This is a genomic window from Nicoliella spurrieriana, from assembly GCF_023380205.1.
Classification (GTDB): Bacteria; Bacillota; Bacilli; order Lactobacillales; family Lactobacillaceae; genus Nicoliella; species Nicoliella spurrieriana.
This window is the reverse complement of sequence record NZ_CP093361.1, coordinates 531,543-554,665: the sequence shown is the minus strand read 5'-3', so window position 1 is coordinate 554,665 and position 23,123 is coordinate 531,543. Positions and strand designations below refer to the sequence as shown.

The following is a 23,123-nucleotide window of genomic DNA, read 5'->3' as shown; positions in this document are numbered from 1 at the left end:
TATCTTAATTACTGGAGGCACACAATGAACTTTGCAGATTTAAAGCGGGATGCGAATCAAGAATTATTAAAAAACTTCGGATTCTACTTCATCTTATATTTACCATTCTTGATCTTACAATCACTAAGCGGATTAGTGGCCAATCACATTAGTGGGCAGGCGTCCAACGCCCTCTTAGCTGGAACGACGGATGCAATCACTAATTTTACGGGGCACTATAATGGTGAAATTAATTTTTACTACCTCATTTCATTCATTACTGCAATTGTAGGTGCTGGAATTAGTTTCCAAATCCTATCACTAATTCGTAATCAGACTGAGCACACCGGCGCGTTCGGTAAATCCACCGCTATCTTTAGCACCAAGCTCATCTTCGGGGTGATTGCAACAATCCTGTTAGAATACATTTTTATCTTCCTATGGCTATTGCTATTCATCGTTCCTGGAGTGGTTAAATCATTTTCATATTCACAGGCGGTCTACATTTATCGGGACGCCTACGTTAGTGGTAATCGAATTACCCCGTTGCAAGCAATTACGCTTAGTCGGCGGTTAATGGATGGCCACAAGGGTGAATTGTTCCTCCTGTCGCTGAGCTTCATCGGCTGGTGGATCTTATTATCAATCGTTACCTCGTTTACCATTCTTCCGGTCTTGGGCATCTTTGTGTACCCGTACTACCAAATCACAATGATGAACTACTATAATCGGCTGAGTGCCTAACAAAACAGCGCTGTTGAAATTAATCAACGGCGCTGTTTTTAATTTGACCATCAGCAGTCACGCTAAAGGTCCTGACTTCTCCATCGCCACCAGTCTGCATTGCGTGCTTATCCAAGACCTGAATGATAAACACCAACTGGTGCGGATCAAAAGCAATCGGGACTAAAATTAGCGTATTCGCCGACCGTCCCAATGACTTTAATAACCATGCATCAGCATCATCAAATGATCCCAATTGATGGCCATGCCCGGTTAAATTCGTGGATGGCCAAAAATAACCAAATTCACCGCGGTACTTCACCTTAATTAAATGCTGGTGCCGTTCCAACACCTGAATCAACTCTGCCACTTAATAAGCCCCCTTTCAATTAACCGTAACAGATAGTAGCCTACCACCACCCCCAGTAAATTCGAAATCACATCGTTAATATCCACCGTCCGTTGAAAGTCAGCTAGGTTGTCTAGGAATAGTTGGCCCGATTCAATTAACAATCCGGTTAATAGCCCACAGCCAGTAACCTGCGCCATGCGTAAGCGTTGTCGACTTAATAAGCCGATAAACCCACCCAGTGGCATCGTCATCACCACGTTGAGCCAAAAGCCCTCGGTCAATAACTCCTGGAATGGCATATACACAATTTGCGCATGCCCATAGGTAAACGAGCTTAGCTCCGGATAACTACCGAGCTGAATGGCGACCGGAAAGCGGGGCGTAAAACAGAGCACGCCCACAGCCAGTAAGTAGATGATCAATAAGCCCTGCACTACTTTTAGTTGCCAAGCTTTCAATTGAATCACGCGATCACTTCCTTTTAATCCCATTATAGACAAAAAAGCCACCGTTCCATAACGGAACGGTGGCTCCTTCAGCTTAATTTAAACTATCTAATTACCATTACTGAAGTGGGTGAGTACTGTGCCATGTAAGCAGCTTGACTCCCAAAGTGTCTGGCAATGCCCTTCTTTGAATGTGAGCCGATTACCAATAGGTCTGGTTCCACGTGCGGAATAACATCCTTCACGATGGTTTCACCAGCATTTCCGGAAGCAACCACGGCTTGGACATCTTTGACCCCTGCCTTTTGAGCTTCTTCAACATACTTTTGCATGTGTTGTTCGAGATCCTTGCGTTCTCCATGCACATAGTCCTTAGTTAATGCTTCAAAAACGTTAATTTCTTCAGTTTCCAAAACTGAAACTAAGTATAACTGTGCATCATCACGTTTAGCCCGGTCAATGGCGTACCGAAATGCTAAGATTGCATCATCGGAATCATCCACGCCGACTAAGATTCGTTTAAATTGGTCCATTAATTACACCTCTTATTTAAAATTGGTTAATTATGCGTTACCCTTTTGTTGATTTTGTTGAGCGCGTCTTTCAGCATCAATCCGCTTGTTTCCAAAGTGGAATTCAACTAACGTCCAAATCAATAGTCCTAGAATTAAGATATCTAGAATGTAAGCAATGGTGGTTGCCAAGTTCGTTTGTGCAGTCGTTGGGTTATCACTGAAGAATCCAGAAACGGCAGATGGAAGTCCGTTTAAGTTTAAGTAAATTAAACCAATTACGGAAACCCAACCAAGAATCTTAACCCAAAGGGTGTTCTTAAATTCCATTCCCATTTGGTGCTTGTTATCGGTCATTAAAATCAATGGTAGCATTGAGAATGGTAATGCCAAGGCTAAGAAGATTTGCGAATTTTCCATCAAATTATTCAAAGCGGTATGTTCTTGAAGTTCTGATTCACCACTAGTTAGTGATACACAGATTAGCACCGGAATCACTGAAATTAACCGGGTGATTAACCGCCGTAACCAAAGTGGCATCTTCATGTGAATGAACCCTTCCATGATTACTTGACCTGTTAAGGTCCCAGTAATGGTGGAATTTTGTCCTGAAGCTAATAGTGCAACGGCGAATAACGTTGATAAAATTCCAGACTTTGCAACACTAATTAGGACCGGATTACTTAAAGTCGAAGTGTTGTTTAAGGCATCAAACAATCCGAAGAATGATGAATCCTTAACGGCACCGGTCTTAAATACGGCAACCCCCATGATCAATAGCAATGCGTTAACGAAGAATGCAAAGGTTAATTGAATGTTAGAGTCCCAAGTCGTAAACTTGATGGCCCGTGCAACGTCCTTTTTGTCCTTTGGATCATAATCACGAGTTTGTGAGATGGCTGAATGTAAGTAAAGGTTATGTGGCATAACGGTTGCTCCGATAATCCCCAACGCACCAGCGTAAGGAGTTAAGCCATCAGAAGCTTTTCTAGTTTGTGATAATGTATCTGCAGTTGGAATCAAGCCCTTGAATACGCCGCCCCAGTCTGCATTTGATAATGCAACTTGGTAAGCAAAGACCACTAGAATTACAATAATCAAACAAACCACGATGGCTTCAATTTTTCTGAACCCGATCTTAGTTAGTAACAACAATAGTAAAACATCAAAAACAGTAATAAATACCGAGATGACTAGTGGAATATGGAATAACAGGTTCAAAGCAATCGCCCCTCCGATAACTTCGGCGATATCGGTTGCCATAATGGCAAATTCCGTCATGATCCATAGAACAATTCCAAGTCCCTTTGAAGTCCGCGCACGAATTGCTTGCGCTAAATCCATTTGCGTCACAATTCCAAGTTTAGCCGCCATGTATTGTAGTAACATCGCAATCAAACTTGAAATCAAGATAATCGACATCAACAGGTACCCAAAATCTTGACCACCAGTGATTGAAGTAGACCAGTTACCTGGATCCATGTATCCAACGGCAACTAGTGCCCCAGGACCTGAATAGGCAAACAGCGTCTTCCAGAATCCCCAATCTCTAGGTACGGTAACGGTGTGGTTAATTTCCTCCAAGGAAGGACCGTTAGCGTAGTGAATCATACTGTGTTTTTCACTCACGTGAAACTCCACCTTTCTGTAAGGTATCATTTTGAGTTGATACAATCTAATATATAATTTGTTAACCAAAGCATATTGTACACTCTTTTAAGAATTTTTAAAGTCTTTTTTAGGTAAGTCTAAAAATTTTAATTTTTTAGTTAACAAATAACCCCAAAACAATTAAATATTCAAATTTAATTCTAATTTAATAAACGTTTTGACATTTTTTTAATAATTTAATTATAATTAGAGGTAAATTGATAAGGGGTGGATTAGGTTGGAATATCGAATTGAACATGACTCATTGGGAGAAGTAAAGGTCCCAAAGGAGGCCCTCTGGGGTCCCCAAACCGAACGGAGTCGCAATAACTTTAAAATTGGGCAGCAAATGCCGATTGAAATCATTGATAACCTATTACAAATTAAGAAGGCAGCAGCGATTGTTAACCAACAAATTGGGAACCTCTCAGCTGAAAAAGCTCAATTAATCACTAAAACCGTTGACCAGTTGTTAGCCGCACCGCATCATGATGCCTTCCCATTAGTGGTGTTTCAAACCGGGAGTGGGACTCAAACCAATATGAACGTCAATGAGGTTATTACCCACATTGCAAACCAAACCGCTGGGACCCAGTTAATTCATCCCAATGACGACGTCAACCAGTCGCAAAGTTCTAATGATACCTTTCCGACTGCAATGATGATGGCCGCCACTCAGGCGATTGATAAATTGATTCCCGCCCTCAGCGCATTAATTCGCGCCCTGCAAGAAAAGCAAGCCGCATTTAAAACGGTCGTAAAGGTCGGCCGAACCCACCTCCAAGACGCCACACCGATTACGTTCGGCCAAGAAATCAGTGGTTGGGTCAGTGCCTTGCAACACGACTTAGCATACCTTAAGGCCAATCAAGCAACCCTATTGGAACTTCCAATCGGCGCCACTGCGGTTGGAACCGGATTGAACACCCCGGATGGATTTGATCAAGCGATGGTTGCTCAGTTGAGCCGCCAAACTGGGATTCAATTCACCGTGGCCCCGAATAAGTTTCAGGGGCTGGCCAATCACACCGGCATCACAATGGTCCATGGGATTTTAAAGACGCTTGCCACCGACTTAATTAAAATTGGCAACGACGTGCGGTTCCTTGCCAGCGGCCCTAGAGCCGGTTACAATGAATTAAACATTCCTAGCAATGAACCCGGATCATCCATCATGCCCGGAAAGGTCAATCCGACCCAAGTCGAGGCGCTTACGATGGTTTGTGCCCAGGTCATCGGTCATGACACGACCATTAACATCGCCAATAGTCAGGGTAATTTTGAAATGAACGTTTACAAACCGATTATTATTTATGATTTTCTAGATAGCACTAACCTATTAACAGAGGCAATTACATCGTTTAACCACCACCTAGTTGCTGGGTTAACCGTCAACCAAGCCCGGATGACGGAATTACTCGAAAATTCATTAATGTTAGTTACCGCCCTAAGCCCCCACATCGGCTACGAGCGGAGTGCTAAGATTGCCCAGAAGGCCCAACGGGAGGGCTTAACATTAAAGGCGGCTGCACTAGCAAGTGGCGTTACTGAATCCGAGTTCAACCGCTGGGTCGACGCTCGGGCCATGACCAATATTGACCGTCAATCTAAGTAGAAGGTAGTTTATGAAATGAAGTATTTTACTGGTAAAAATAAGGAAACTAAGGCCCAAAAAGTGGAAACCAAGGATCGCATCCAAAGCATCTTTTGGGCTGCACTAGTAACCGCCATCGTCTTTTTGTGGCGATATATTGATTAAATCCAAACCGGTCAGGAGCGAAATTGTTCGCTTCTGGCCGGTTTTTTAACCTTTTTTTAACTAAAAATAAAACTATTACCGATAAGTTACAATCTGGTTGTAAATCCATTGCAAGCGGTTTTTAGGGGGCTATTAATGTTAAACTAGTGATTAGTAATTAAATAATATGGAGTGAAGATTAAAATGAAAACATTAAAAAGGATCTGCAGCTTGGTCGTAGTGTTAGGGCTCGCCATCGTTGCACCAATATTTACCATTACCGCAAATGCGGCCAAACCCATTTATGACCTGTCCGAGTGGCAGGGAAACATCACTAATGCACAGGCCAAAAAGTTAAAATCAGAGACCCAGTTCCTAATCCTACGGGTTCAATACGGGGCGAATTATAATGACAAGGTCTTCCGGAATAACGTTCGGGTTCTTGCTAGCAACGGCGTGAAGTACGGGGTGTATAGTTACAGCCTCTATAAAAACGCCAGTGGCGCAGCAACCGAAGCTGCTAAATTAGTCAAGGCCGCTCCGGGCGCCTCATTCTACGTGAACGATGCTGAATCAAACCACGTTACTTCCGGGACGCTGAACGGTGCGACCGTGGCATGGGCCAACCGGGCTCGGCAACTCACTAAGCGGCCCATCGTATTGTACAGTTACCAATCATTCATGGGGCACTTCACCAGTGCCAAAAGCGCTTACGATGCCATTTGGTTAGCTAGTTACACTTCCAACGCCCCAAGCACTAGTTATAAATACGACCTTTGGCAATATACTGATAAATACTATAGTGCCGCACTAAACAAGCGGGTGGATGCAAGTAAGATTCCTGCAAATAGTAAGCCGCTTTCCTTCTGGATCGGCGGTAGCACCACTTCCACCACTGCTACTAAGACCACCACTAAAACGACTACGACGAAGGTTTCCACCACCGTTGAAAAGCCGGTTAAGAATCCAAACGTAATTGATTTGACTAGTGATGCAAATTAATGCTTTGCATTAACTAATAAATAGAGCAACCAGCAATGAAGATGCTGGCTGCTCTATTTATTTGGATCAAAAAAGCGCTGTTAGAAAGTTCTAACAACGCCATTCGGCTGAATCTTATGGTCTGGAATAACCAACGATGCTCCACCATGGTGCATCAATACTTTCAGTGACCACTCCGTTATCTTGGGCGTCGATCATTTGACCGTTCCCAATGTAGAAACCAACGTGGCTGATTGAATTAACATCATCACCAAAGTAAACTAAATCACCCTTTTTCAATTGGCTTCGTAACACTGGCTTTGTTGTGTTGTATTGACCCTGTGCAGTCCGTGCAAGTGTTACATGGGCTTGTTGGTATATGTACTGGGTAAATCCTGAGCAATCAAATGAAGTGGGCCCGACTGCCCCGTAAACGTATGGTGAGCCGAGTTCGGATTCAGCCACTTTATAGGCCTGGTTAACCGCTCTCTTACTGGCGGCACTCGCTGATGGCTGCTGGCTTGCGCTCACCCCAGCAAAAATGGTCAGCGAAGCTAATGGTACTAACATGGTTTTTAGTAGTTTTTGGTAGTTCAATTTATTCATCCCCAGTAAATAAAACACGCATTTATTTTTAACATTATCTTAACTATTTTTAATTATAGGGACCGAATAATACTAAACAAACACAAAATTAATACAAAATGATTTCAAAACTATTACATTCATGTTACAAAAATCATTTATCAAACAAAAAAGTCACGAATGTATCATTCGTGACTAGGGTAAATCGTTAATCATTTTAATTATTTTTGATCAAATTCTTGCGCATCCACTTCCCGGCGCTTGGGTTGGTTAGGGATGATGATTGCCGCAACAATGTATAAAATCAAGCCAGCAAAGGCAAAACTCAGAATCGTCAAAGCGGCATAAATCAAGCGGGTCCAGGTCTTATCCCAGCCAAAATATTCAGCAATCCCGCCTAATACCCCGCAAATGATCCGGTCATTAGACCGATATAGTTTTTTATTCATTTTTAAGCCCCCCATCTTAACTACTTAAAGAGCAATGGTAACATTCCCAGTGAAGCAATCAAGTTATTTAACATATGGAAACTAATGTTGGTCTTAAGCGTGCCAGTCTTGCGGTAAAGGTACACCATCGTTGCACCCATCCCACCATAAGCTAAGAATAAGAACGGGTTACTGAATGCATGGGCCATCGCAAACGCCACCCCACTAACTAACATCGGCCAAATGATGGGCGCGGTTTTGAATAGCCCGTCCACGATCATCCCCCGAAACACCAGTTCCTCAACAATCGGTGATAAAATCACAATTCCAATCAACATTACCACCATTGTAAGGTGACTCGAACTTAAAATCCTTTGAATCGAATCATTATTCTCAGAGGATGCTTGATGATAAACAGCGTTAGATAGTAATATCATTACCGCTTGAAAAATCATAAATAAGACGTATGCGATCACGACCAGCATAACATTGCCTCTCGTCATCTTACCTACTGGTTCTGGATGGTATTGCCGATAATAATGCCAGGCAATCGCAATTGCACCCGCATACATTCCAAAGTACACCACGATCAATAATAATTTGGCTGCAATTTGATCAACCCTAGCGATAAAAGCAACTGGCAACTGAATTAATTCAATAAAGAACCACATTCCGACCAAGATACAGATGCGGTTTATATAGTCACCGACATTTAATTTTTTTTGCATAAAAATCCTCCTAAAGAATCGTTGTAATTGCCATTATTATCATAACCGTTCCCATAATCGGCCGCAAGACGCTGGTCACCTGGCTTGCATTAAATTTATTTAACCAATAAGGCATGAACGCTGCTCCACAAATGGCACCGATCATCAATGCAATCCCAGGCGCCCACGCAATGGCACCAGAAGTGGAGTGGAGCATAATTCCAACCAATGAAGTCACGATCAACACGTACGAAGAAGTGGCAGCAGCCTCCTGCATTGAAAGGCCCATTAAAAGCATGCCGGCAACCAACGGACTGCCACCACTAAGGCCAGCGATGCCAACCATTAGACCGCTTAATGCCCCAAACAGAAACGCTTGTCCTAGTTTCGAATCGTTAGAATGCTGCCGTTGCCGATTGCGATGTGGCCCGAACGATTGCCAAAGAATTTGACTGCCTAAACAAATAAACAACAGGAATAACAACCAGCGGTAAACCGTATCTGATAGGTATCCGGATATCAAGCTCCCGACTACCGTTGCTGGGACTGCGGTAATCAACATGCGATTACCAAAATGAAAGCGCATGTTGCCGGTTCGATAATGGCTGTAAGCACCGATGCATAACGATGGTAACGCAGTAAACAATGAAGTCGCAGTGGCACTAGCCGGGGCAATATTGACTAATCCAGTCAAAATCCCTAGGTAAAAGGTTGCGCCACCCCCACCCATTGCAATGATGAAGCCACCAATAATGAAGCCAATGATTACGAGTAGTATTAAGATAATATCATTTCCCTTTTGTAAGTATTATCTCTAATATACCACAACAGCCACCCCAATTAGGGTGGCTGGATAAATTATTTAAACGGGTTAAAGAAGCGACCACCATCTAAATGGAAAAACCAGATTCCGACCAACACAATTATGATGGTCGCAATCCAAACGAACCAATCGTTCTTGGTAACGGGTCGTTGCAGATACCAACTGCGCTTCTTATTCCGGCCAAAGCGACGCAGCTCCATCGCCTGACTGATCGTATCGATTTTAGCAATACTGGTAAAAATAAGCGGCATAATAATTCGAACGGCCCCCCTTAAGCGGGCCATCAACTTGCCCTTTTTGGAAATTTCATAGCCACGGGCTTGTTGGGCCCGGCTAATTTCTTGGTAGTCGTTTTGGACATCCGGAATGTAGCGTAACGCCAGTGAAACCGAGTAGCTGATCCGATAGGAAACCCCTAACCGATTTAAGCTAGCCGCAAATTCACTGGGGTTGGTGGTAATTAGAAAAATTAACGCTAACGGCACGGTTACGAAGTACTTCAACGCTAGGTTCACTTCATAGAATAGCTGCTCCTGGGTGAGCGCATAGAAGCCACTCCCCAAAATAACGTGCTTAGTGCCATAGATGGCGACCCCGTTTTCAGGTGAAAAGACGTAGATCATGACCAAATTCAGCAGTGAAAACACCACAATTAACTTTACGACTAACCGAATCTGGGCCCAACGAATGTGGGATTGCTGTAAAGCAACCATCGATAGTACCAACACCAAGCCAATAAAGCGTGGGTCATAACTGACCATCGCAATAATCGATACCAGGATAAAAAAGAAGAGTTTACTGCTCCCGCTGAGCCGATGAATCCAGGTATCCCCGTGGTCATAGCCAAATAGGTTGTTACTCATGCTTAGTCGCCCCCAATTCGTATTCAATCACCCGGTTGGTAAAGGTTTCTGGATTTAAATCAAACCGCTTTGCCAACTGGTATAAACTGGTCGGACGCAAATCTGAAAATTGGCATAGGTTAGCATCGGAAAGGACCTCGACCGGTTTAGTATCGGCCAGCACCTCGCGTTCACCCAACACGACTGCTCGATTGGCATATTCCAACATCAAGTGCATATCGTGGGTAATCGTGATCAACGTGGTCCCCTGGTGATTTAAGGCGGTCAAAAAGTTCATCATTTCAGTATAGTGCCTGAAATCCTGGCCCGCCGTGGGTTCATCTAAAATCAACACTTCCGGCTTCAATACCAAGATGCTAGCAATCGTGACCCGCTTCTTTTGGCCAAAGCTCAGGGCGGAAATTGGCCAGTTGCGGTATGGGTATAGTCCACACACCTTCAAAATGGCATTGACCCGGCTCGTCATTTCAGTCCCAGTCACCCCGCGGAGCTTTAAGCCCAGGCCGACTTCATCCTTAATCGTGACCTGACTAATCATCTTGTCCGGATCCTGCATTACATACCCGATATGGTCAGCACGCTCCTTAATCGAATCATTAGCTAAGGGCTGCCCGTTGAGACTAATTCGACCGGCAGTCGGCGTCAAAAAGCCAGTAATCAACTTACTAAGCGTTGACTTGCCAATTCCGTTACGCCCGACCAATGCAAGGTGGTCCCCCCGATTCACCGTTAGGTTAAGGTCCTTAAACAGTGGTGCTTGGTCAGGATACCCAAAGCTTAGGTCCGCAATCGTTAACAACGGACTGGCGCTGGTGGATCCTGCTGGCTGTTCTTGAGTCGTCAACGTGGCGAGTTGAGTGGCAAGCTGTGGTGCATTCACTCGTTCAACATCGGCAATGTCTTGGACCGTTTCTAAATCAACGTTTGCAGCCTTGAGCGCTTCCACGTACAACGGTTCACGTAGCCCCAATTGTGGCATGATATCACTTTTTAAAATCGCATCTGGATGCCCATTTGCAACGATTTGACCATCGTTCAATACGATCAAGCGGTCAACAGATTGGGTCAAAACTTCTTCTAGGCGGTGTTCAATAATTACCACGGTCATTTCAAATTCACGGTGTAAACGCTCGATTAATTGAATCGTTTGGTAGCCAGTGGCAGGGTCCAGGGCGGCCAACGGTTCATCAAAGAGCATGATGTTGCCCTCATCGATCAAGACGTCACCCATTGCGACCCGTTGCTTTTGGCCCCCGGAAAGGCTTTGCGGAGATTGGGCGAGATGGTCCGTTAGGTTTAAATAGTCGGCCCATTGGGCCACGCGACGGTGCATTTCAGGGACCGCCGTGGCATCGTTTTCCATCCCAAATGCCATATCCTCAGCCATCGTGAGGCCCACGAACTGATCATTGGCGTTTTGTAAAACGGTCCCGACCTTAAGTGAGAGGTCAAAGACACTGGAAGTGGCAACGTTAATTCCATCGACCGTTACCGTCCCGGTAAGGTCACCACGATAATTATGGGGGATAATCCCGTTAATGAGGTTCCCCAACGTCGATTTCCCGGATCCAGAAGGCCCAACGATCAACACCTTTTCCCCCGGATTGATGGTGAGATTAATGTCCCTTAACGTCGGCTCGGCCTGGCTATAGTACTGGAAACTAACGTGGTCAAATTGAATTCCTGATTGTTCAGTCATCGTTAATCCTCTTTTCTAAGGCTACCCCTTTTAAGCTTAGTAGCAGCATACGAAGCTAGCAGAATCGTGCCGATTACCCCGGTCGAGAGGCTGTTGGTAATCGTTGAAACGAACCCCTGTAAAAAGACCTTATTCGCCGGTTCGGCATAAATTAAAATATCCCCGGTCGGGGCGATCAACGTCCAAGCGATGAAGTTAATCAAGATTTGCCACACGTTATAGATGACCATCTTGTTGGTGGTGAACATGCCATCATCAACGCCGAGGTGGTGGTGTAATAACCCCATCCCCAGACCAACGAAGCCGGTGGAAATTACCCAGCTCCACCAGGGCATCCCATACATTGTGAAGTCAGTGAGTGCATGCCCCAAAAAGCCCATACAAAAACCAGCGATTGGGCCAAATAAAACGGCTGCAAAGCCCAAAAAGCCGTATGAAGTATCAATGTTCGTATTGGGAACCCCACTTGGAATTGAAACCCACCGTTTTAATAAAAAGACGATGGCGGTTCCAATGCCAATCGCAACCACGGTCCGAATACTTAAGTGTTTTCTATTCATTTTATCCCCCAGTAGACTAGAAAAACCCGTCTCTGTCAGTCTTGCACGGAGCGGGTCATTCTAACCATTCCATCATTAAAGAAACTTTAAATATAATGATAGCTATTCACATTTTAAAAGTCAACTTGCTTTAATGGCGGTCCTTTTTACGGGCTTTGATCAATTGATTAACATTGTTGGCATATCTAATATTCATAATGTATTGGACCACCGAAATAATGACGTAAGCGACCGTCACACTTTCTACGAATGACCCAAGTGCCCACCAGTTATCGATAAAGTGATTATAGGCTCCAAAAGCCACCATAATTAAGGTGGTTCCCAGATAGTGGATTACTAATCTAGGGATAAACTGAAATCGTTTGAACTTAAAGATCATCGATAATTCACCGACTAAGCCGCTAGCAATAAACAAGCTGATAATTTGGGATGGGGTGACTAATGATTGTTTATAATTTAATAAAGAAATTAAAAAAGTGGCTGAACCAATGCAGATGCCAATCAACCCAAACTGAACCGCCATTTTAAATCTATTCATCACATTCTTAACCTCGCTTTCAAATCCGGTAGGTACTTACGACTAACGTTCAGCTTAATTTCATGATCCAAAAAAGCCGTCATATTGCCGGAAAAGCCAGCTTCTAATGAGTTCAGGTGGTCAATATTAATCGCAGTTCCCCGGGCAATCCGGATGAACCGTTGGTCATCGATTTTAGCTAGGATCGTTTTCAACTGACCATGAAACGTGTATTCATGGGTCGTGGTCGCAATCGTCAGATCACTCCCAAATACCTCAATTGAGATAATGGCACTTAGGTTCACCATTTCCACACGGTCGTCAATTGATAGTGGCAATACCGACGTCGATTGGGTCTGCACCACAGAAAGGTGGTTAATCAACGCCACCACTTCAGGCGTTAGTTGCTTCGCGCTAACCAGGAGCTTAATTTCATCTGGTGAGAGGTGGTCATCTTGATGAAAATCAACTTGCACGCTTAATCCCTTCTTTCGTTCTAAAGTAGTTGCTTACCAACAACCATACAACGAACAGAAATAGGAATCCACCTAAAATTAGCACCATTTGGGCCATGTTGAGCTGGGTCCCATTAACTTTTAAATCAATTCCCATTGCCAAGCGAAAATCATTCAACTGGCTTGTCGACAAATGCTGAAACGACTTCTTTAACTGTTGATGCATAATCACATCCCGAAATGCTGCAGAAACGTATGGTGTCGGGGTAAACTTCATCACGGTCTGAGCAACGCTAGGCATCACACTGATTGGGACGTAAACGCCAGCAAAGAACCCGGAAATCGTACTGATGATGGAAGAAACCGTGGAAATCGTTGCCTGCCGTTGAATCGTTGTGTAGACAATTAGGTTAAATGCCGTCCAGACCAAGCTACTGAATAACGCAATCAATAACACGCTGCCGCTTTGACTCCAGTCAACGCTAATGCCATCCACTAGTTGAAAGTATAGACTCATCACGAGATACACCACAATTTGGTTGAACGTCCCTACAAATACCGCCCCAACTAAGTAGGCGCTTTGAATCTGCAACTGCGATAAGTCGGTCATCGCTAAATCGTCCAAGCGGTGGCTTTCCCGATCTGCCACTAATTGGGAGAGGACGGTTCCAATCGACGTCAATCCAGTTACGGATAGTGTCCCACCAATCAACCACGGATCCAGTAATTTAGTGGTATCGGGAATGTGTTGAAATGATTGTTGCATATTATTTTTCAAAAATAGGATGTATAGAATAAATGAAATCAACGATGCTAACAGTGAGAAAAAGACGGCGGTCCGGTTAGCAAAATAAATGGTCACGTTGCGTTTAATTAAATTAATCATTAGCGAATCTCCTTTCCAGTTAGCGCCACAAAGATGTCGTTCATGTCGCCACGCTTTAGCTCCATCCCGGTAATCAAGGGCCGCGCAGCCGTTAGGAACCGAATCGTTGCATCCACATCTGGCACCATTATCTCCACTTGGTGCCCCTTTACGGTCGTTGGCCACTGTGGGTCCACTAGCGCGGTCAACTTGGCCATGTCGGTGGTCGTTACCCTTAGGACATCCTTAGCGTACTTGGCCTTTAGATCACTAACGGTGTCAGCGGCGATGATCTCACCATGGTCAATTACGTAGACGTAATCAGCAATATTGGCCTCTTCAAGGTAGTGGGTGGTTAAAATAATCGTCATTTGAAATTCCACCCGCAGTTGATTCAAGACCGCCCAAATTTTATTGCGGGTTTGAATATCTAATCCAGTCGACGGTTCGTCTAGGAATAGCAACCGTGGTTTATGTAATAACGCCCGAGTAATATCGACCCGCCGTCGTTGCCCGCCCGAGAGTGAACCGTATTTTTGCCCTGCAATCGTTTCAATATCAAACGCCTGCATCAAACGAGTGACAAACGCATTGTCAATCTGCTTGTACATCCCCGCCCGCCACATCAGATTTTGCCGTACGGTTAGATCGGCATCCAAGACGCTATTTTGAAACACGACCCCGATTTGATGACGATACGCCCTCGTCCCCGGTTTTAAGCCGGCTAAATCGATCGTGCCACTTTGGGGTCGCGTAATCCCGGTCAACATATTGATCGTCGTTGACTTCCCAGCCCCGTTGGGTCCCAAGAAGGCGACTAGTTGGCCCGCTTCAACTGATAGGTCGATGTGGTTTACCGCTACATGGTTACCATAGCGCTGGGTTAAATTGCTTACCTTTAATAATGTCATGTCCATCCCTCGTTTCATTTTTTATCAGTATAACATTCAACTCATTTCCAAAGCTCCATCGTTGGTAAGTGGTCGAAATTAGCGCCTAAGTGGTGTAAAATGACAATCAAAAAGGGGGAGTTCCCATCAATATTCACGTGAAAGCGGCTCAATTTCCGCATGCTAAAATCAACAGCGACTATGATGCAACCAACATTCTCAATTATAAACACCAAATGGGCTTGACCACCGGCATCGAAACCGTCATTGCTGCCAGAAAAGATTTGGGGGTCGGCAAGTGGATGGTTCAACCTTACATGATCGGCGCCCTTGAACAACGGGTCGTGCTGTCGTTCGAACCTTACGGAGTGGTCATCATTGGAATGGATATTAATGGCCACTTCAATAATCAAAACGAGTTCATTAACCAACGTGATTTTGCATCAATTCAAATTAAGCAGAAATTAAATTATACCCAGTTAAGCATTAAGTTAGCGGAGCAATTATTAGTCTTTAATTGCTACGAACTACGACCCAAAACAACTTACCAATCAGATAATGTTAACCACATCCAGATCATCATCGACAAATACCAAAAATAAACCACCCAATTAGTAATTGAGTGGTTTTTTGGTAGCTATGCACCATAGACTTCCTTTGCGATCCCAAATGCCGACCACGCTTTGGGCCAACCGACGTAAAAGGCAAGGTGGGTAATCATTGCAGCAATTTCATCCTGGGTAATTCCATTTTGCTTCCCGATGGTTAAGTGCGCTTTTAATTGTGCGAAGTTGCCACCCGCAATCAGTGCCGAAATCGTAATCATGCTTCGGTCGTGAGCGGATAGTTGGTCCGTACGCGACCAGACTTCACCAAATAAAACGTCATCGTTTAATGCTGCGAATTGGGGAGCGAACGATCCTAAATGATCATGACCAGCAGTTTGTTTCGCCATTATGCATCCCCCCTTCCCTGTTCAAATGCAGCTGTAAATTGTGCATCGGATACTGCTTCGAGCCATTCTGGGGTGCCGGTAGTAATTGCCACGTGGGTGAAACAACTGTCGGGCGTGGCCCCGTGCCAATGCTTGACCCCATCGTGGGTCACGACCACATCACCAGGGTGAAGTAGCCGTGCTGGTTTCCCCGCTTCTTGGTATAGTCCGGTCCCATCGGTGACCAACAAAATTTGATAGCCATGGTGGTGAATGTGCCAATGGTTTCGACAGCCCGGTTCGAAGGTCACGTTCCCCACGCCTACGTTAACGTCAGCGCCAGGGGTTACCAAGCCGTTCAAATAACTCTGGCCAGTAAAATATTGTGCATATGCATCGTTTTTCGCCCCGCGGCCAAAAAGTCCACCGGCATTTGCTAATGGTTGTTCTGTCATCTTAAGCTTCCTTTCTATTCATGAAACCGTTCTAAATAGTGTTCAAAATCTTCTGAAATCGTGTGGTCGATTTTACCGTCATACCAATCGATCTTATGCGATAAAACGGTTAGATTCGCCTCAACCGCTCTAATCTGGGCGAGGCTTCGTTCACGGACGGTGGCCAGTAGCGCCCGCCGTTGCGGAATCGTCTTATCACCAGCCGCCCTTAGTTGAACGTAGCGCTTAATTTCGACCATTGACATCCCAGTTCCCTTCAGGTGCAGTAAAAAGCCGACCCACTTAATGTCTGCTTCGGTGTAGTAGCGGCGCTGATTTTGATCACGCCTGGGAATAATTAAGCGCTCTTGTTCGTAATAACGCAGCGTATAGGTCGTTAGTCCCACCAGGTGCGCAAATTCACCAATTAGGTATTTGGTCATTGTAAAGCTTACCCCCCTCCAGATTTATAAATACTGTATTCCTTCGAGTTAACTCTAAGTCAAGTTAATGCCAAATTAAAAATCCCGTTTCCAAATGATGATTGGAAACGGGATGCATGCTTAATCATTTCGTTCATACAGGTAGTACTTTAATGGGTATTGATAAACGAATGAAGTATATTTCAAAACGGTTGCGGTATCCACTAAATGGTAGTGGCGGCGAAGCGTCTTGTTCTGTAATCTTTTTAGTGATTTGCGGGTCATCGCAGAATCATTAGTGGGCGGTAACGAAATGGTGACCACGAACTTATTTTTAAGCGACTTTAATTGCTCTTTTTGTGAATTGATCATCGGCTGGTAATCAAGATTATTTTTCACAAAATACTTTGATTGTGGCAATGTGCCAAGTGTCGTGTACATACTAACATCGATCGTCCGATAAACCAGCAACGAACGGTCGCTACTGCGGTTAATGATTTTAGCAAAGCGTTCTTGATATGGGGTGGTTTGATGATGATCAAGACTATAAACCGCATTATGTGGAAACATGCTTGAATAACGGTAGTTTTGGTTTAATGTTAACATCCCATATGCAGATAAAACGACTAACAAGCAAATCAGGAATGGATTTTCAATTGCTAGTTTTGGCAATATTTTTTGCAGAACGATTCCTAGCAACACCAAAATTAAAATACTAAAAACTGAAATCAATGTATAATAATAAGTAGCGGTTACCTTCACGGTAATGATCGACAGTGTCTCTAAACTCAAACTAACGAGCAATGCCGCTTTAATCGTCCAAATCACCCGTGGTAATAAAATGATCGTGAGTACCATCACCACCACGAGTCCCTCCACCCACATTGACACCGGGTCGATCTGGGGGAGTTTGACGAACTGCGTTAGGTCAAAATTAGAATGTTGATAATACTTCACGTTAAATAGGAAGTATACCTTAAGCATTGTCGCTAAACTATGGTGCAGGTGGTAGAAGATGATAATTGGCACGGTCACGGTCAAATAGCCCAGTAACCCAAATCCAATTAGCTTGAAGAAATCGGCAAAGCGCTTCTCTAAGAAGTAGGCACTCATTAATACTAACCCCACCCCAAACCATGGAAATAGGAAGGTATACTTGATCCAAAAGGCAATCCCGACGAACAACCCCTGACTGTAAAGCGTCAGCTTCGTAAATTTCAAATCTTGGTGCTTTAGGAGTTGATAAATCATTAACAACAAGAACGGAATTGCGATGCTCTCGGGTGTATCACCGTGTTGAAAGAAGTATTCATTGAACATCAACGGTAGCATGAACAGCGTCAACGGATACGCCAGGCGGGCGATGATGAACTGCCTTAGAATCAAATACCCTAAAATAAGGTCAAAGAACAATAAGATTGATTCAAAAACGTAGATAAAGATAAAAGAATGGTAACTCACCAATGCCGCCAGGGAGTATAATAAATAGATTAGCGGGCCCCGGTTATCAAATAGATCTCGATAGGGCAGCAGATTGTGTAAAAGCCCCTTCCCAACGGTCATCATGATATTCGCATCGGGTGAGGAGTTCACCGTATACAGTGGTGAGGAAGTGGATATAAACAGCATCACTAAGAAACTAAATAGTAACGTTCCAATGATTGCAGGCCAATGCAGACCAGTTGGTTTTAATTTCATTATTAATTCGCTCCAGATTTAAGTATCAATTACATTATAGGACAAATCGCCCCTGCTTGTCTTCACCAACTTTTAAGCTTAATATTTCAGTACCATTACATTATAAATTTGAAGGGAAAGATTCACTATGAGAATTGGAATTACAGCAGATGTTAACATGACCCAAAATACTAGTTTTAGACTTACCCGCGCCCACATTGCCCAACGAACCCTGGTCAATGCCCTGGTCGCAAACGATATCGTCCCCGTCGTATTCCCAGTGGTTAAACCAGCGATGGCAAAGGAACTGTTGGAAACCGTTGATGGCATCATCATGACTGGTGGCCCAGATGTAGCCCCCGTCTTTTACAATGAAGAACCCACAGCAAACACCGGCATGTCGTATCTCCCCCGTGACTACTTTGAATTACAACTAGTCAAGGATGCCGTAGCAATGCACAAACCCATCCTAGCCATTTGTAGAGGATTACAAATGGTCAACGTTGCACTGGGCGGCACCCTATTCCAAGATTTAAACAGTCAATTCCACCCCACTGGATCGCAACCGCTGATTCAACACACCCAACAAGCGAAGGTCTTCATGCCGACCCACCACATTAATGTGGCCGCAGACAGTCAAATGGGCCAAAGCGTTGGAACCCATCCACTGGTGAACTCCATCCACCACCAAGCTGCAAAGCAGGTGGCCCCATCGCTTCACGTGACGGCCACCGCACCCGATGGGGTGATCGAGGGGCTTGAAAATGATGATGCATCAATTCAATGTGTGCAGTGGCATCCAGAAAACATCTGGAAGCACATGCCAGAAGAAAACCAACTCCTGGTTGATTTCTTCACCCGGGCTGCCCAAATGAAAAACTAGGGTTGCTAAACAGAATGCGGCGTTATGTCCGGCTTCGCCGTGCTTTATTGATATAATCTTTTTTTGCATGTATAATTTGGGTTTGTTGTTAATAAGGAGTGTGTTGAGCATTATTCAACCTGATAAAAATTTAGACGATTATCAATTAAAAACAAACAAACAAATTAAGCTTTTGCAGGGGTTATACTACGTGATGGCAATTTGGATCGTGCCTAGCTACCTGGAGTTTCTCCATGTGGGTGGGATGAACGTTCCATTAATTTCAATCGCGTTGTTCTTAATTGCCAGCGTTTTTGCAGTTGCCCACCGTCGCCATTTGACCTTCACAAATGGGCGGGTGCACGGCACCTTCCTGTTTACTTGGTTGATTATCTTTATTTTTAATTTAACCGTGCGCTTTCTGGGGCACACCATCGATTCATCATTAGCTAGCGAACCGCTTAATTTTGAAGCAAGCTCCGTAATTGAATTCAGCTGCTTTGTATTCGGGTTATCCTACGTGATGACGGTGCTTGTCTTTTACGATCCAAAGCACCTAAAGGATAACTAATCGATTGACTAAATGATCAGTTAATAGTATTATAATATACGTAAACAAACATATGTTCGTTTTATTACAAAATAAAAAGATGGCTTTCCTCCCCCAAGGAATCCCATCTTTTTATTTTACTTCAATTTTCAGCGCGCCATAGCCAAACTTGACGCGCAGCTCTGGATCTGCAAGGTAGACCTGAAACCCCTCTTTTTTACTAAACTCGATTGCCATTTTACGAATCTGGCGTTTGGTATTGACCATTAGAATGCTTCCGGTCCCATCCTTTTTGATTAACCGTTCCACCTCATCACAGATTGCCTTTCGCTTTTTACGATTATTAATTGATAACTCGGTCATCTTGGAATAATTGCCGGTAATCACATCAAAGCTATCATCCGGGAATGGCAAGTGGGTAATATCACCGGCCATTACATTGACCCGATTGCCGACCATTCGTTTATAAACGTTATTTCTAGCGTGGTCACCGCTACTTTGGTAAGCATCTTCAATTCCGGTGATTTGACCATACAGCGCCGCACGGGCTAACCGCACGGTAGAATAACCAGTCCCGACGCTCAAATCTAACCCCCGCTCCACCGGTAGTAAAGCTTGGTCGGTCAAAAGGCTGTTAATGATTTGAAACTTTCGAATTGTTTTTAGGACCGTAAGTAACGTAATTAGTAAAAAAATCACGGACAGCCACCATAACCGTTTAAAATCGGCGGCTGCGATCACAATTGCAGAGATAATTCCGACATAAAACCAGTACGGGTCGTCCACCCCGTACATTAATAATTTCTTAATCATTTAAAATCACTCTCATTTATTCTTTTATTACCACCTATCATACCAAATTATAATTGATTTAACCAAAAAAGCCACTACAAACGTAGTGGCTTTTGCACATTTAAGTGTGATTATTTGATACTGGTTAAATCTGATTGGGCGAGCCACTTATGATTCTTATAAACCATGCTACTGTTAGTAGCCTTAAAATTAACCATGTATGCAGGGCCCTTCTTAACGGCAACAATTTTACCCTTAGCACCCTTCATGCCAGTCATATGGTCAGCTTTAACGGTAATCTTAGTCCCTACCTTCAATTGACCCTTGTTAGCAGCCTTAACTTCCTTAGCCACTACGTACTTATGGTTTTTAACTTCCTTCCCACCATTAGTAGGCGTAAAGTCAATTGTGTATAAATCAGTTTTGTAAGCACCCGTAACGGTTGCGGTAGCGCCCTTCATACCGGGCATGTGGCTTGCTAAGATTTTGACCTTACTGCCCCGTTGATACTTAGCATTTGGATCCATCTTAAGCCCCTTAGGCGCCTTACCACCATTTGCCTTCATCATCATTGAGCCCATCTTCATATGGCTCATGCCACTTGCGCTACCCATTTTATGCATTGATGAACTACTGCTCATGTCCATCATCTTATGCATTGATGAACTACTACTCATGTCCATCATCTTATGCATTGATGAACTACTACTCATATCTTTCATTGAAGTGCTACTGCTAGTCTTTGCACTAGAATGACTGCTCATTGCGTTGACCCCTACCGGTACGATCAATAATGCAGCGACCGCAGCAGCGGTTAAACCAGCAACTATTTTCATATTTTTCATCAGATAACCCCCATTAATAAATTCATTTACGTTTACCATTGTAGATTAATCAATCAGGTTTTGCAAATAGATTGCACACAAACTATTTTCAAAATGCGGAACTTAGACGTAGCTATTAATTCATGTTAAAATGTAGCCAAGTCAAAGAATTAAATGGAGGAATTAATATGAATTACAAGAAAACACTAGCGGCAGTAGCTGCTACTGTTACACTAGGATTAGCCCCTGCATTAACCAGTGTTAATGCAGCCACTACCCCTAAAGCGACTTCCACTTACTGGACTAAGGATGTTCACCAAGTTAACCTTACTAAAAATGTCAAGGTTAACAACGCAAAGTTAGTTAACAATAAGGGAATTGTGATTGAAAAGTCCACTAAAACCTTGAAAAAGGGCGTAACTACGTTTGTTAAAAAGAGTAATGGTGCCTGGATGTTCTTCCAAACTTCTAAGAGCGGCAAGGTTACTTACTACGTAACCACTGATAAGAAGTATACCGGAACCACTAACTGGTTAAAGGTTTCTACTAAGAACAGCACTACTACTAAGCAACCAGTTACGGTTAAGGGTGCTTACAAGACCGCATCATCTGATGCTTACGTTGGCACTAGTACCGGGACTGCATACCTTTCACCAGCATCAAAGGCTTACACTAGCAATGGCGTAACCGTTAACCCAATGGATTCCGCCCAAGTTAAGGTAGCGCAATCTGGTGACTCAATTATTTACCAAATCCAAATGGGTGACAAGACCGTTACGGTTCCACAATCCAGTGATCTTACGTTCTTAAACGATAATGTCTATGGAATGACCACTACTGGTTCTACTAGTAGCTCCGCTAACAACTACATTTCTAAGTTCACTCCTGATTCTAGTAGTGCCGTGGTTCCAACCACCTTTAAGGCTACTAGCGGTTCACTTTGGTACGTGGTAGATGGTTCATCAGATAAAACGCCAAAGAATGTTTACATCTACCAAGCTGCTTCAAATAACTGGGTTAAGACTAAGGTTGTTAATAACACATTGGAATACGTTTACAAATAAGCATTCATCGCTTCACTAAAAAATGCGCTGATGATTTAAAATCATCAACGCATTTTTTGTTTGCAGTAAAATTATTCAGACGCTTTAATTGCCCCTTCAATATCATCCTTTGAGAAATCATGATTCTTAAATTCAGGATCATTGACAGGGAGTGATTGGGCTAAGTTATCAAAGACCTGGAGTTCAACATCTCCGCTGAATCCGGTAAAGTCTAAGATATGGCCCCCCTGTGATAAATCATCTGCTAAGAAGTGGCTATGAAAGCCCCCGACTGCGACCCCGTTAAATAATTGGGGTGCATAGTAAGCAATTACGGTCCCGGTTTTGTCCTCGCCATCAAAAACGTGTTGCTTACCGGCACATTCAGCTAACGTATGGTAAGGCTTGCTTTGCTTATCGATCGAACGGGTCTGCATGGTCTTAAAGGTCCCATGTAGTTTCACTGAAAAGAAGCTATTGGCTAGCCCACCGGTCGCTAAAATATTTTCAGGAAAGTTCACAAAGTCTAAGCCGTCAACCTGCTTAAGTGGTTGATAATCAGCAAAGTGCATGTTCCCGAATGGTAACGTAAAACGACTATCTAACTTATTAACGTTGCCCGCCCCATCGATTTGGTAGGCCACTCCAGCTACTACGATCAATTCACCATCAAGCCCTTCACCGGTCCCAATGCCAGTATCACCGTGCTTCATAAATTCGTCCATCTTAATGGTGCCATCGAATAATCCTGGGACCAATAGTGCTAACGTCCCATGTTGAAATAACGTTTTTGTATCCTTCATCGCAAATCC

The 23,123-nt window shown here is 43.8% G+C and carries 30 protein-coding genes; 8 read left to right on the top strand and 22 right to left on the bottom strand.

Features of this window, described 5'->3' with window-relative positions; genetic code table 11:
* The first annotated feature begins 24 nt into the window (after window positions 1-24).
* Window positions 25-723 (top strand): DUF975 family protein, encoded by a 699-nt coding sequence (locus MOO44_RS04245; RefSeq protein ID WP_260117173.1) that lies wholly within the window; start codon window positions 25-27, stop codon window positions 721-723.
* A gap of 19 nt (window positions 724-742) precedes the next feature.
* Here MOO44_RS04245 and MOO44_RS04240 read toward each other — a convergent pair whose 3' ends face one another.
* The 4 genes from MOO44_RS04240 to MOO44_RS04225 all read right to left on the bottom strand — a co-directional run bounded on the left by MOO44_RS04240 (window position 743) and on the right by MOO44_RS04225 (window position 3,623).
* The gene (locus MOO44_RS04240) at window positions 743-1,072 is read right to left on the bottom strand and encodes a hypothetical protein (protein WP_260117172.1); all 330 of its coding nucleotides are present in this window, start codon (window positions 1,070-1,072) and stop codon (window positions 743-745) included.
* Window positions 1,060-1,521: a VanZ family protein gene (locus tag MOO44_RS04235; RefSeq protein ID WP_260117171.1), complete on the bottom strand. Its 462-nt coding sequence runs from the start codon at window positions 1,519-1,521 to the stop codon at window positions 1,060-1,062. The genes MOO44_RS04240 and MOO44_RS04235 overlap by 13 nt, the downstream gene beginning before the upstream one ends.
* Window positions 1,522-1,604: 83 nt before the next feature.
* Window positions 1,605-2,033, bottom strand: coding sequence for a universal stress protein (locus MOO44_RS04230; protein ID WP_260117170.1), 429 nt, complete (start codon window positions 2,031-2,033; stop codon window positions 1,605-1,607).
* A 30-nt stretch (window positions 2,034-2,063) separates the two neighbouring features.
* Complete coding sequence (locus MOO44_RS04225) at window positions 2,064-3,623, bottom strand: Nramp family divalent metal transporter (RefSeq protein ID WP_423802928.1); 1,560 nt, start codon at window positions 3,621-3,623, stop codon at window positions 2,064-2,066.
* A 277-nt stretch (window positions 3,624-3,900) separates the two neighbouring features.
* Here MOO44_RS04225 and MOO44_RS04220 point away from each other — a divergent pair, with 277 nt between their 5' ends.
* From MOO44_RS04220 to MOO44_RS04210, 3 genes are all read left to right on the top strand, one after another.
* The gene (locus tag MOO44_RS04220) at window positions 3,901-5,277 is read left to right on the top strand and encodes a class II fumarate hydratase (RefSeq protein WP_260117168.1); all 1,377 of its coding nucleotides are present in this window, start codon (window positions 3,901-3,903) and stop codon (window positions 5,275-5,277) included.
* A 15-nt stretch (window positions 5,278-5,292) separates the two neighbouring features.
* Window positions 5,293-5,421: a hypothetical protein gene (locus MOO44_RS04215; protein WP_260117167.1), complete on the top strand. Its 129-nt coding sequence runs from the start codon at window positions 5,293-5,295 to the stop codon at window positions 5,419-5,421.
* Window positions 5,422-5,604: 183 nt separating this feature from the next.
* A complete protein-coding gene (locus MOO44_RS04210; protein ID WP_260117166.1) occupies window positions 5,605-6,402 on the top strand; it encodes a GH25 family lysozyme in 798 nt (265 codons plus the stop codon).
* Between the two features lie 114 nt (window positions 6,403-6,516).
* Here the strand turns inward: MOO44_RS04210 and MOO44_RS04205 are convergent, their stop codons facing one another.
* The 11 genes from MOO44_RS04205 to MOO44_RS04155 form a co-directional block, all read right to left on the bottom strand.
* Window positions 6,517-6,978, bottom strand: coding sequence for a C40 family peptidase (locus MOO44_RS04205; protein ID WP_423802923.1), 462 nt, complete (start codon window positions 6,976-6,978; stop codon window positions 6,517-6,519).
* Between the two features lie 209 nt (window positions 6,979-7,187).
* On the bottom strand, window positions 7,188-7,415 hold the full coding sequence (locus tag MOO44_RS04200) for a PspC domain-containing protein (protein WP_260117164.1): 228 nt from the start codon (window positions 7,413-7,415) through the stop codon (window positions 7,188-7,190).
* A gap of 20 nt (window positions 7,416-7,435) precedes the next feature.
* Window positions 7,436-8,122 carry a CPBP family intramembrane glutamic endopeptidase gene (locus MOO44_RS04195; protein WP_260117163.1) on the bottom strand — a complete coding sequence of 229 codons (687 nt, stop codon included), beginning with the start codon at window positions 8,120-8,122 and terminating at the stop codon, window positions 7,436-7,438.
* A 10-nt stretch (window positions 8,123-8,132) separates the two neighbouring features.
* Window positions 8,133-8,885, bottom strand: a complete 753-nt coding sequence (locus MOO44_RS04190) for a sulfite exporter TauE/SafE family protein (protein ID WP_260117299.1) — start codon at window positions 8,883-8,885, stop codon at window positions 8,133-8,135.
* A 74-nt stretch (window positions 8,886-8,959) separates the two neighbouring features.
* Window positions 8,960-9,787: an energy-coupling factor transporter transmembrane component T family protein gene (locus tag MOO44_RS04185; RefSeq protein ID WP_260117162.1), complete on the bottom strand. Its 828-nt coding sequence runs from the start codon at window positions 9,785-9,787 to the stop codon at window positions 8,960-8,962.
* A complete protein-coding gene (locus MOO44_RS04180; protein ID WP_260117161.1) occupies window positions 9,780-11,486 on the bottom strand; it encodes an ABC transporter ATP-binding protein in 1,707 nt (568 codons plus the stop codon). The genes MOO44_RS04185 and MOO44_RS04180 overlap by 8 nt, the downstream gene beginning before the upstream one ends.
* 2 nt (window positions 11,487-11,488) lie before the next feature.
* A complete protein-coding gene (locus MOO44_RS04175; RefSeq protein ID WP_260117160.1) occupies window positions 11,489-12,046 on the bottom strand; it encodes an ECF-type riboflavin transporter substrate-binding protein in 558 nt (185 codons plus the stop codon).
* Between the two features lie 130 nt (window positions 12,047-12,176).
* Window positions 12,177-12,584, bottom strand: coding sequence for a DUF3021 domain-containing protein (locus tag MOO44_RS04170; protein ID WP_260117159.1), 408 nt, complete (start codon window positions 12,582-12,584; stop codon window positions 12,177-12,179).
* A complete protein-coding gene (locus MOO44_RS04165; RefSeq protein WP_260117158.1) occupies window positions 12,584-13,039 on the bottom strand; it encodes a LytTR family DNA-binding domain-containing protein in 456 nt (151 codons plus the stop codon). Before MOO44_RS04165 ends, MOO44_RS04170 begins: the two co-directional genes overlap by 1 nt.
* Window positions 13,029-13,904 carry an ABC transporter permease gene (locus tag MOO44_RS04160; protein WP_260117157.1) on the bottom strand — a complete coding sequence of 292 codons (876 nt, stop codon included), beginning with the start codon at window positions 13,902-13,904 and terminating at the stop codon, window positions 13,029-13,031. The genes MOO44_RS04165 and MOO44_RS04160 overlap by 11 nt, the downstream gene beginning before the upstream one ends.
* Window positions 13,904-14,794 carry an ABC transporter ATP-binding protein gene (locus MOO44_RS04155; protein WP_260117156.1) on the bottom strand — a complete coding sequence of 297 codons (891 nt, stop codon included), beginning with the start codon at window positions 14,792-14,794 and terminating at the stop codon, window positions 13,904-13,906. Before MOO44_RS04155 ends, MOO44_RS04160 begins: the two co-directional genes overlap by 1 nt.
* 137 nt (window positions 14,795-14,931) lie before the next feature.
* On the opposite strand from MOO44_RS04155, the gene MOO44_RS04150 reads away from it, so the two are divergent.
* Entirely contained in the window at window positions 14,932-15,375 is a 444-nt protein-coding gene (locus MOO44_RS04150; RefSeq protein WP_260117155.1) for a hypothetical protein, read from the top strand.
* Between the two features lie 35 nt (window positions 15,376-15,410).
* Here MOO44_RS04150 and MOO44_RS04145 read toward each other — a convergent pair whose 3' ends face one another.
* From MOO44_RS04145 to MOO44_RS04130, 4 genes are all read right to left on the bottom strand, one after another.
* On the bottom strand, window positions 15,411-15,728 hold the full coding sequence (locus tag MOO44_RS04145; RefSeq protein ID WP_260117154.1) for a carboxymuconolactone decarboxylase family protein: 318 nt from the start codon (window positions 15,726-15,728) through the stop codon (window positions 15,411-15,413).
* Window positions 15,728-16,162, bottom strand: coding sequence for a cupin domain-containing protein (locus tag MOO44_RS04140; RefSeq protein WP_260117153.1), 435 nt, complete (start codon window positions 16,160-16,162; stop codon window positions 15,728-15,730). Before MOO44_RS04140 ends, MOO44_RS04145 begins: the two co-directional genes overlap by 1 nt.
* Window positions 16,163-16,176: 14 nt before the next feature.
* Window positions 16,177-16,584 (bottom strand): MerR family transcriptional regulator, encoded by a 408-nt coding sequence (locus MOO44_RS04135; RefSeq protein ID WP_260117152.1) that lies wholly within the window; start codon window positions 16,582-16,584, stop codon window positions 16,177-16,179.
* A 120-nt stretch (window positions 16,585-16,704) separates the two neighbouring features.
* Complete coding sequence (locus MOO44_RS04130) at window positions 16,705-18,261, bottom strand: hypothetical protein (RefSeq protein ID WP_260117151.1); 1,557 nt, start codon at window positions 18,259-18,261, stop codon at window positions 16,705-16,707.
* 127 nt (window positions 18,262-18,388) lie between these two features.
* Between MOO44_RS04130 and MOO44_RS04125 the strand changes: the two genes are divergently transcribed.
* Entirely contained in the window at window positions 18,389-19,123 is a 735-nt protein-coding gene (locus MOO44_RS04125; protein ID WP_260117150.1) for a gamma-glutamyl-gamma-aminobutyrate hydrolase family protein, read from the top strand.
* A 190-nt stretch (window positions 19,124-19,313) separates the two neighbouring features.
* A complete protein-coding gene (locus MOO44_RS04120) occupies window positions 19,314-19,673 on the top strand; it encodes a hypothetical protein (protein ID WP_260117149.1) in 360 nt (119 codons plus the stop codon).
* 111 nt (window positions 19,674-19,784) lie between these two features.
* Here MOO44_RS04120 and MOO44_RS04115 read toward each other — a convergent pair whose 3' ends face one another.
* On the bottom strand, window positions 19,785-20,465 hold the full coding sequence (locus MOO44_RS04115; RefSeq protein WP_260117148.1) for a class I SAM-dependent methyltransferase: 681 nt from the start codon (window positions 20,463-20,465) through the stop codon (window positions 19,785-19,787).
* Between the two features lie 110 nt (window positions 20,466-20,575).
* On the bottom strand, window positions 20,576-21,289 hold the full coding sequence (locus MOO44_RS04110) for a YdhK family protein (RefSeq protein ID WP_260117147.1): 714 nt from the start codon (window positions 21,287-21,289) through the stop codon (window positions 20,576-20,578).
* 167 nt (window positions 21,290-21,456) lie between these two features.
* On the opposite strand from MOO44_RS04110, the gene MOO44_RS04105 reads away from it, so the two are divergent.
* Entirely contained in the window at window positions 21,457-22,332 is an 876-nt protein-coding gene (locus tag MOO44_RS04105) for a hypothetical protein (RefSeq protein ID WP_260117146.1), read from the top strand.
* Between the two features lie 71 nt (window positions 22,333-22,403).
* Here MOO44_RS04105 and budA read toward each other — a convergent pair whose 3' ends face one another.
* The gene (gene budA / locus MOO44_RS04100) at window positions 22,404-23,114 is read right to left on the bottom strand and encodes an acetolactate decarboxylase (protein ID WP_260117145.1); all 711 of its coding nucleotides are present in this window, start codon (window positions 23,112-23,114) and stop codon (window positions 22,404-22,406) included.
* Window positions 23,115-23,123: the final 9 nt, after the last annotated feature.

Coding starts and splice junctions, on each gene's coding strand:
- MOO44_RS04245 (WP_260117173.1), top strand. CDS start 25: ATGAACTTTGCAGATTTAAAGCGGGATGCGAATCAAGAATTATTAAAA.
- MOO44_RS04230 (WP_260117170.1), bottom strand. CDS start 2,033: ATGGACCAATTTAAACGAATCTTAGTCGGCGTGGATGATTCCGATGAT.
- MOO44_RS04225 (WP_423802928.1), bottom strand. CDS start 3,623: ATGATTCACTACGCTAACGGTCCTTCCTTGGAGGAAATTAACCACACC.
- MOO44_RS04215 (WP_260117167.1), top strand. CDS start 5,293: ATGAAGTATTTTACTGGTAAAAATAAGGAAACTAAGGCCCAAAAAGTG.
- MOO44_RS04210 (WP_260117166.1), top strand. CDS start 5,605: ATGAAAACATTAAAAAGGATCTGCAGCTTGGTCGTAGTGTTAGGGCTC.
- MOO44_RS04200 (WP_260117164.1), bottom strand. CDS start 7,415: ATGAATAAAAAACTATATCGGTCTAATGACCGGATCATTTGCGGGGTA.
- MOO44_RS04195 (WP_260117163.1), bottom strand. CDS start 8,122: ATGCAAAAAAAATTAAATGTCGGTGACTATATAAACCGCATCTGTATC.
- MOO44_RS04185 (WP_260117162.1), bottom strand. CDS start 9,787: ATGAGTAACAACCTATTTGGCTATGACCACGGGGATACCTGGATTCAT.
- MOO44_RS04180 (WP_260117161.1), bottom strand. CDS start 11,486: ATGACTGAACAATCAGGAATTCAATTTGACCACGTTAGTTTCCAGTAC.
- MOO44_RS04175 (WP_260117160.1), bottom strand. CDS start 12,046: ATGAATAGAAAACACTTAAGTATTCGGACCGTGGTTGCGATTGGCATT.
- MOO44_RS04170 (WP_260117159.1), bottom strand. CDS start 12,584: ATGAATAGATTTAAAATGGCGGTTCAGTTTGGGTTGATTGGCATCTGC.
- MOO44_RS04160 (WP_260117157.1), bottom strand. CDS start 13,904: ATGATTAATTTAATTAAACGCAACGTGACCATTTATTTTGCTAACCGG.
- MOO44_RS04155 (WP_260117156.1), bottom strand. CDS start 14,794: ATGACATTATTAAAGGTAAGCAATTTAACCCAGCGCTATGGTAACCAT.
- MOO44_RS04145 (WP_260117154.1), bottom strand. CDS start 15,728: ATGGCGAAACAAACTGCTGGTCATGATCATTTAGGATCGTTCGCTCCC.
- MOO44_RS04140 (WP_260117153.1), bottom strand. CDS start 16,162: ATGACAGAACAACCATTAGCAAATGCCGGTGGACTTTTTGGCCGCGGG.
- MOO44_RS04135 (WP_260117152.1), bottom strand. CDS start 16,584: ATGACCAAATACCTAATTGGTGAATTTGCGCACCTGGTGGGACTAACG.
- MOO44_RS04130 (WP_260117151.1), bottom strand. CDS start 18,261: ATGAAATTAAAACCAACTGGTCTGCATTGGCCTGCAATCATTGGAACG.
- MOO44_RS04125 (WP_260117150.1), top strand. CDS start 18,389: ATGAGAATTGGAATTACAGCAGATGTTAACATGACCCAAAATACTAGT.
- MOO44_RS04115 (WP_260117148.1), bottom strand. CDS start 20,465: ATGATTAAGAAATTATTAATGTACGGGGTGGACGACCCGTACTGGTTT.
- MOO44_RS04110 (WP_260117147.1), bottom strand. CDS start 21,289: ATGAAAAATATGAAAATAGTTGCTGGTTTAACCGCTGCTGCGGTCGCT.
- MOO44_RS04105 (WP_260117146.1), top strand. CDS start 21,457: ATGAATTACAAGAAAACACTAGCGGCAGTAGCTGCTACTGTTACACTA.
- budA (WP_260117145.1), bottom strand. CDS start 23,114: ATGAAGGATACAAAAACGTTATTTCAACATGGGACGTTAGCACTATTG.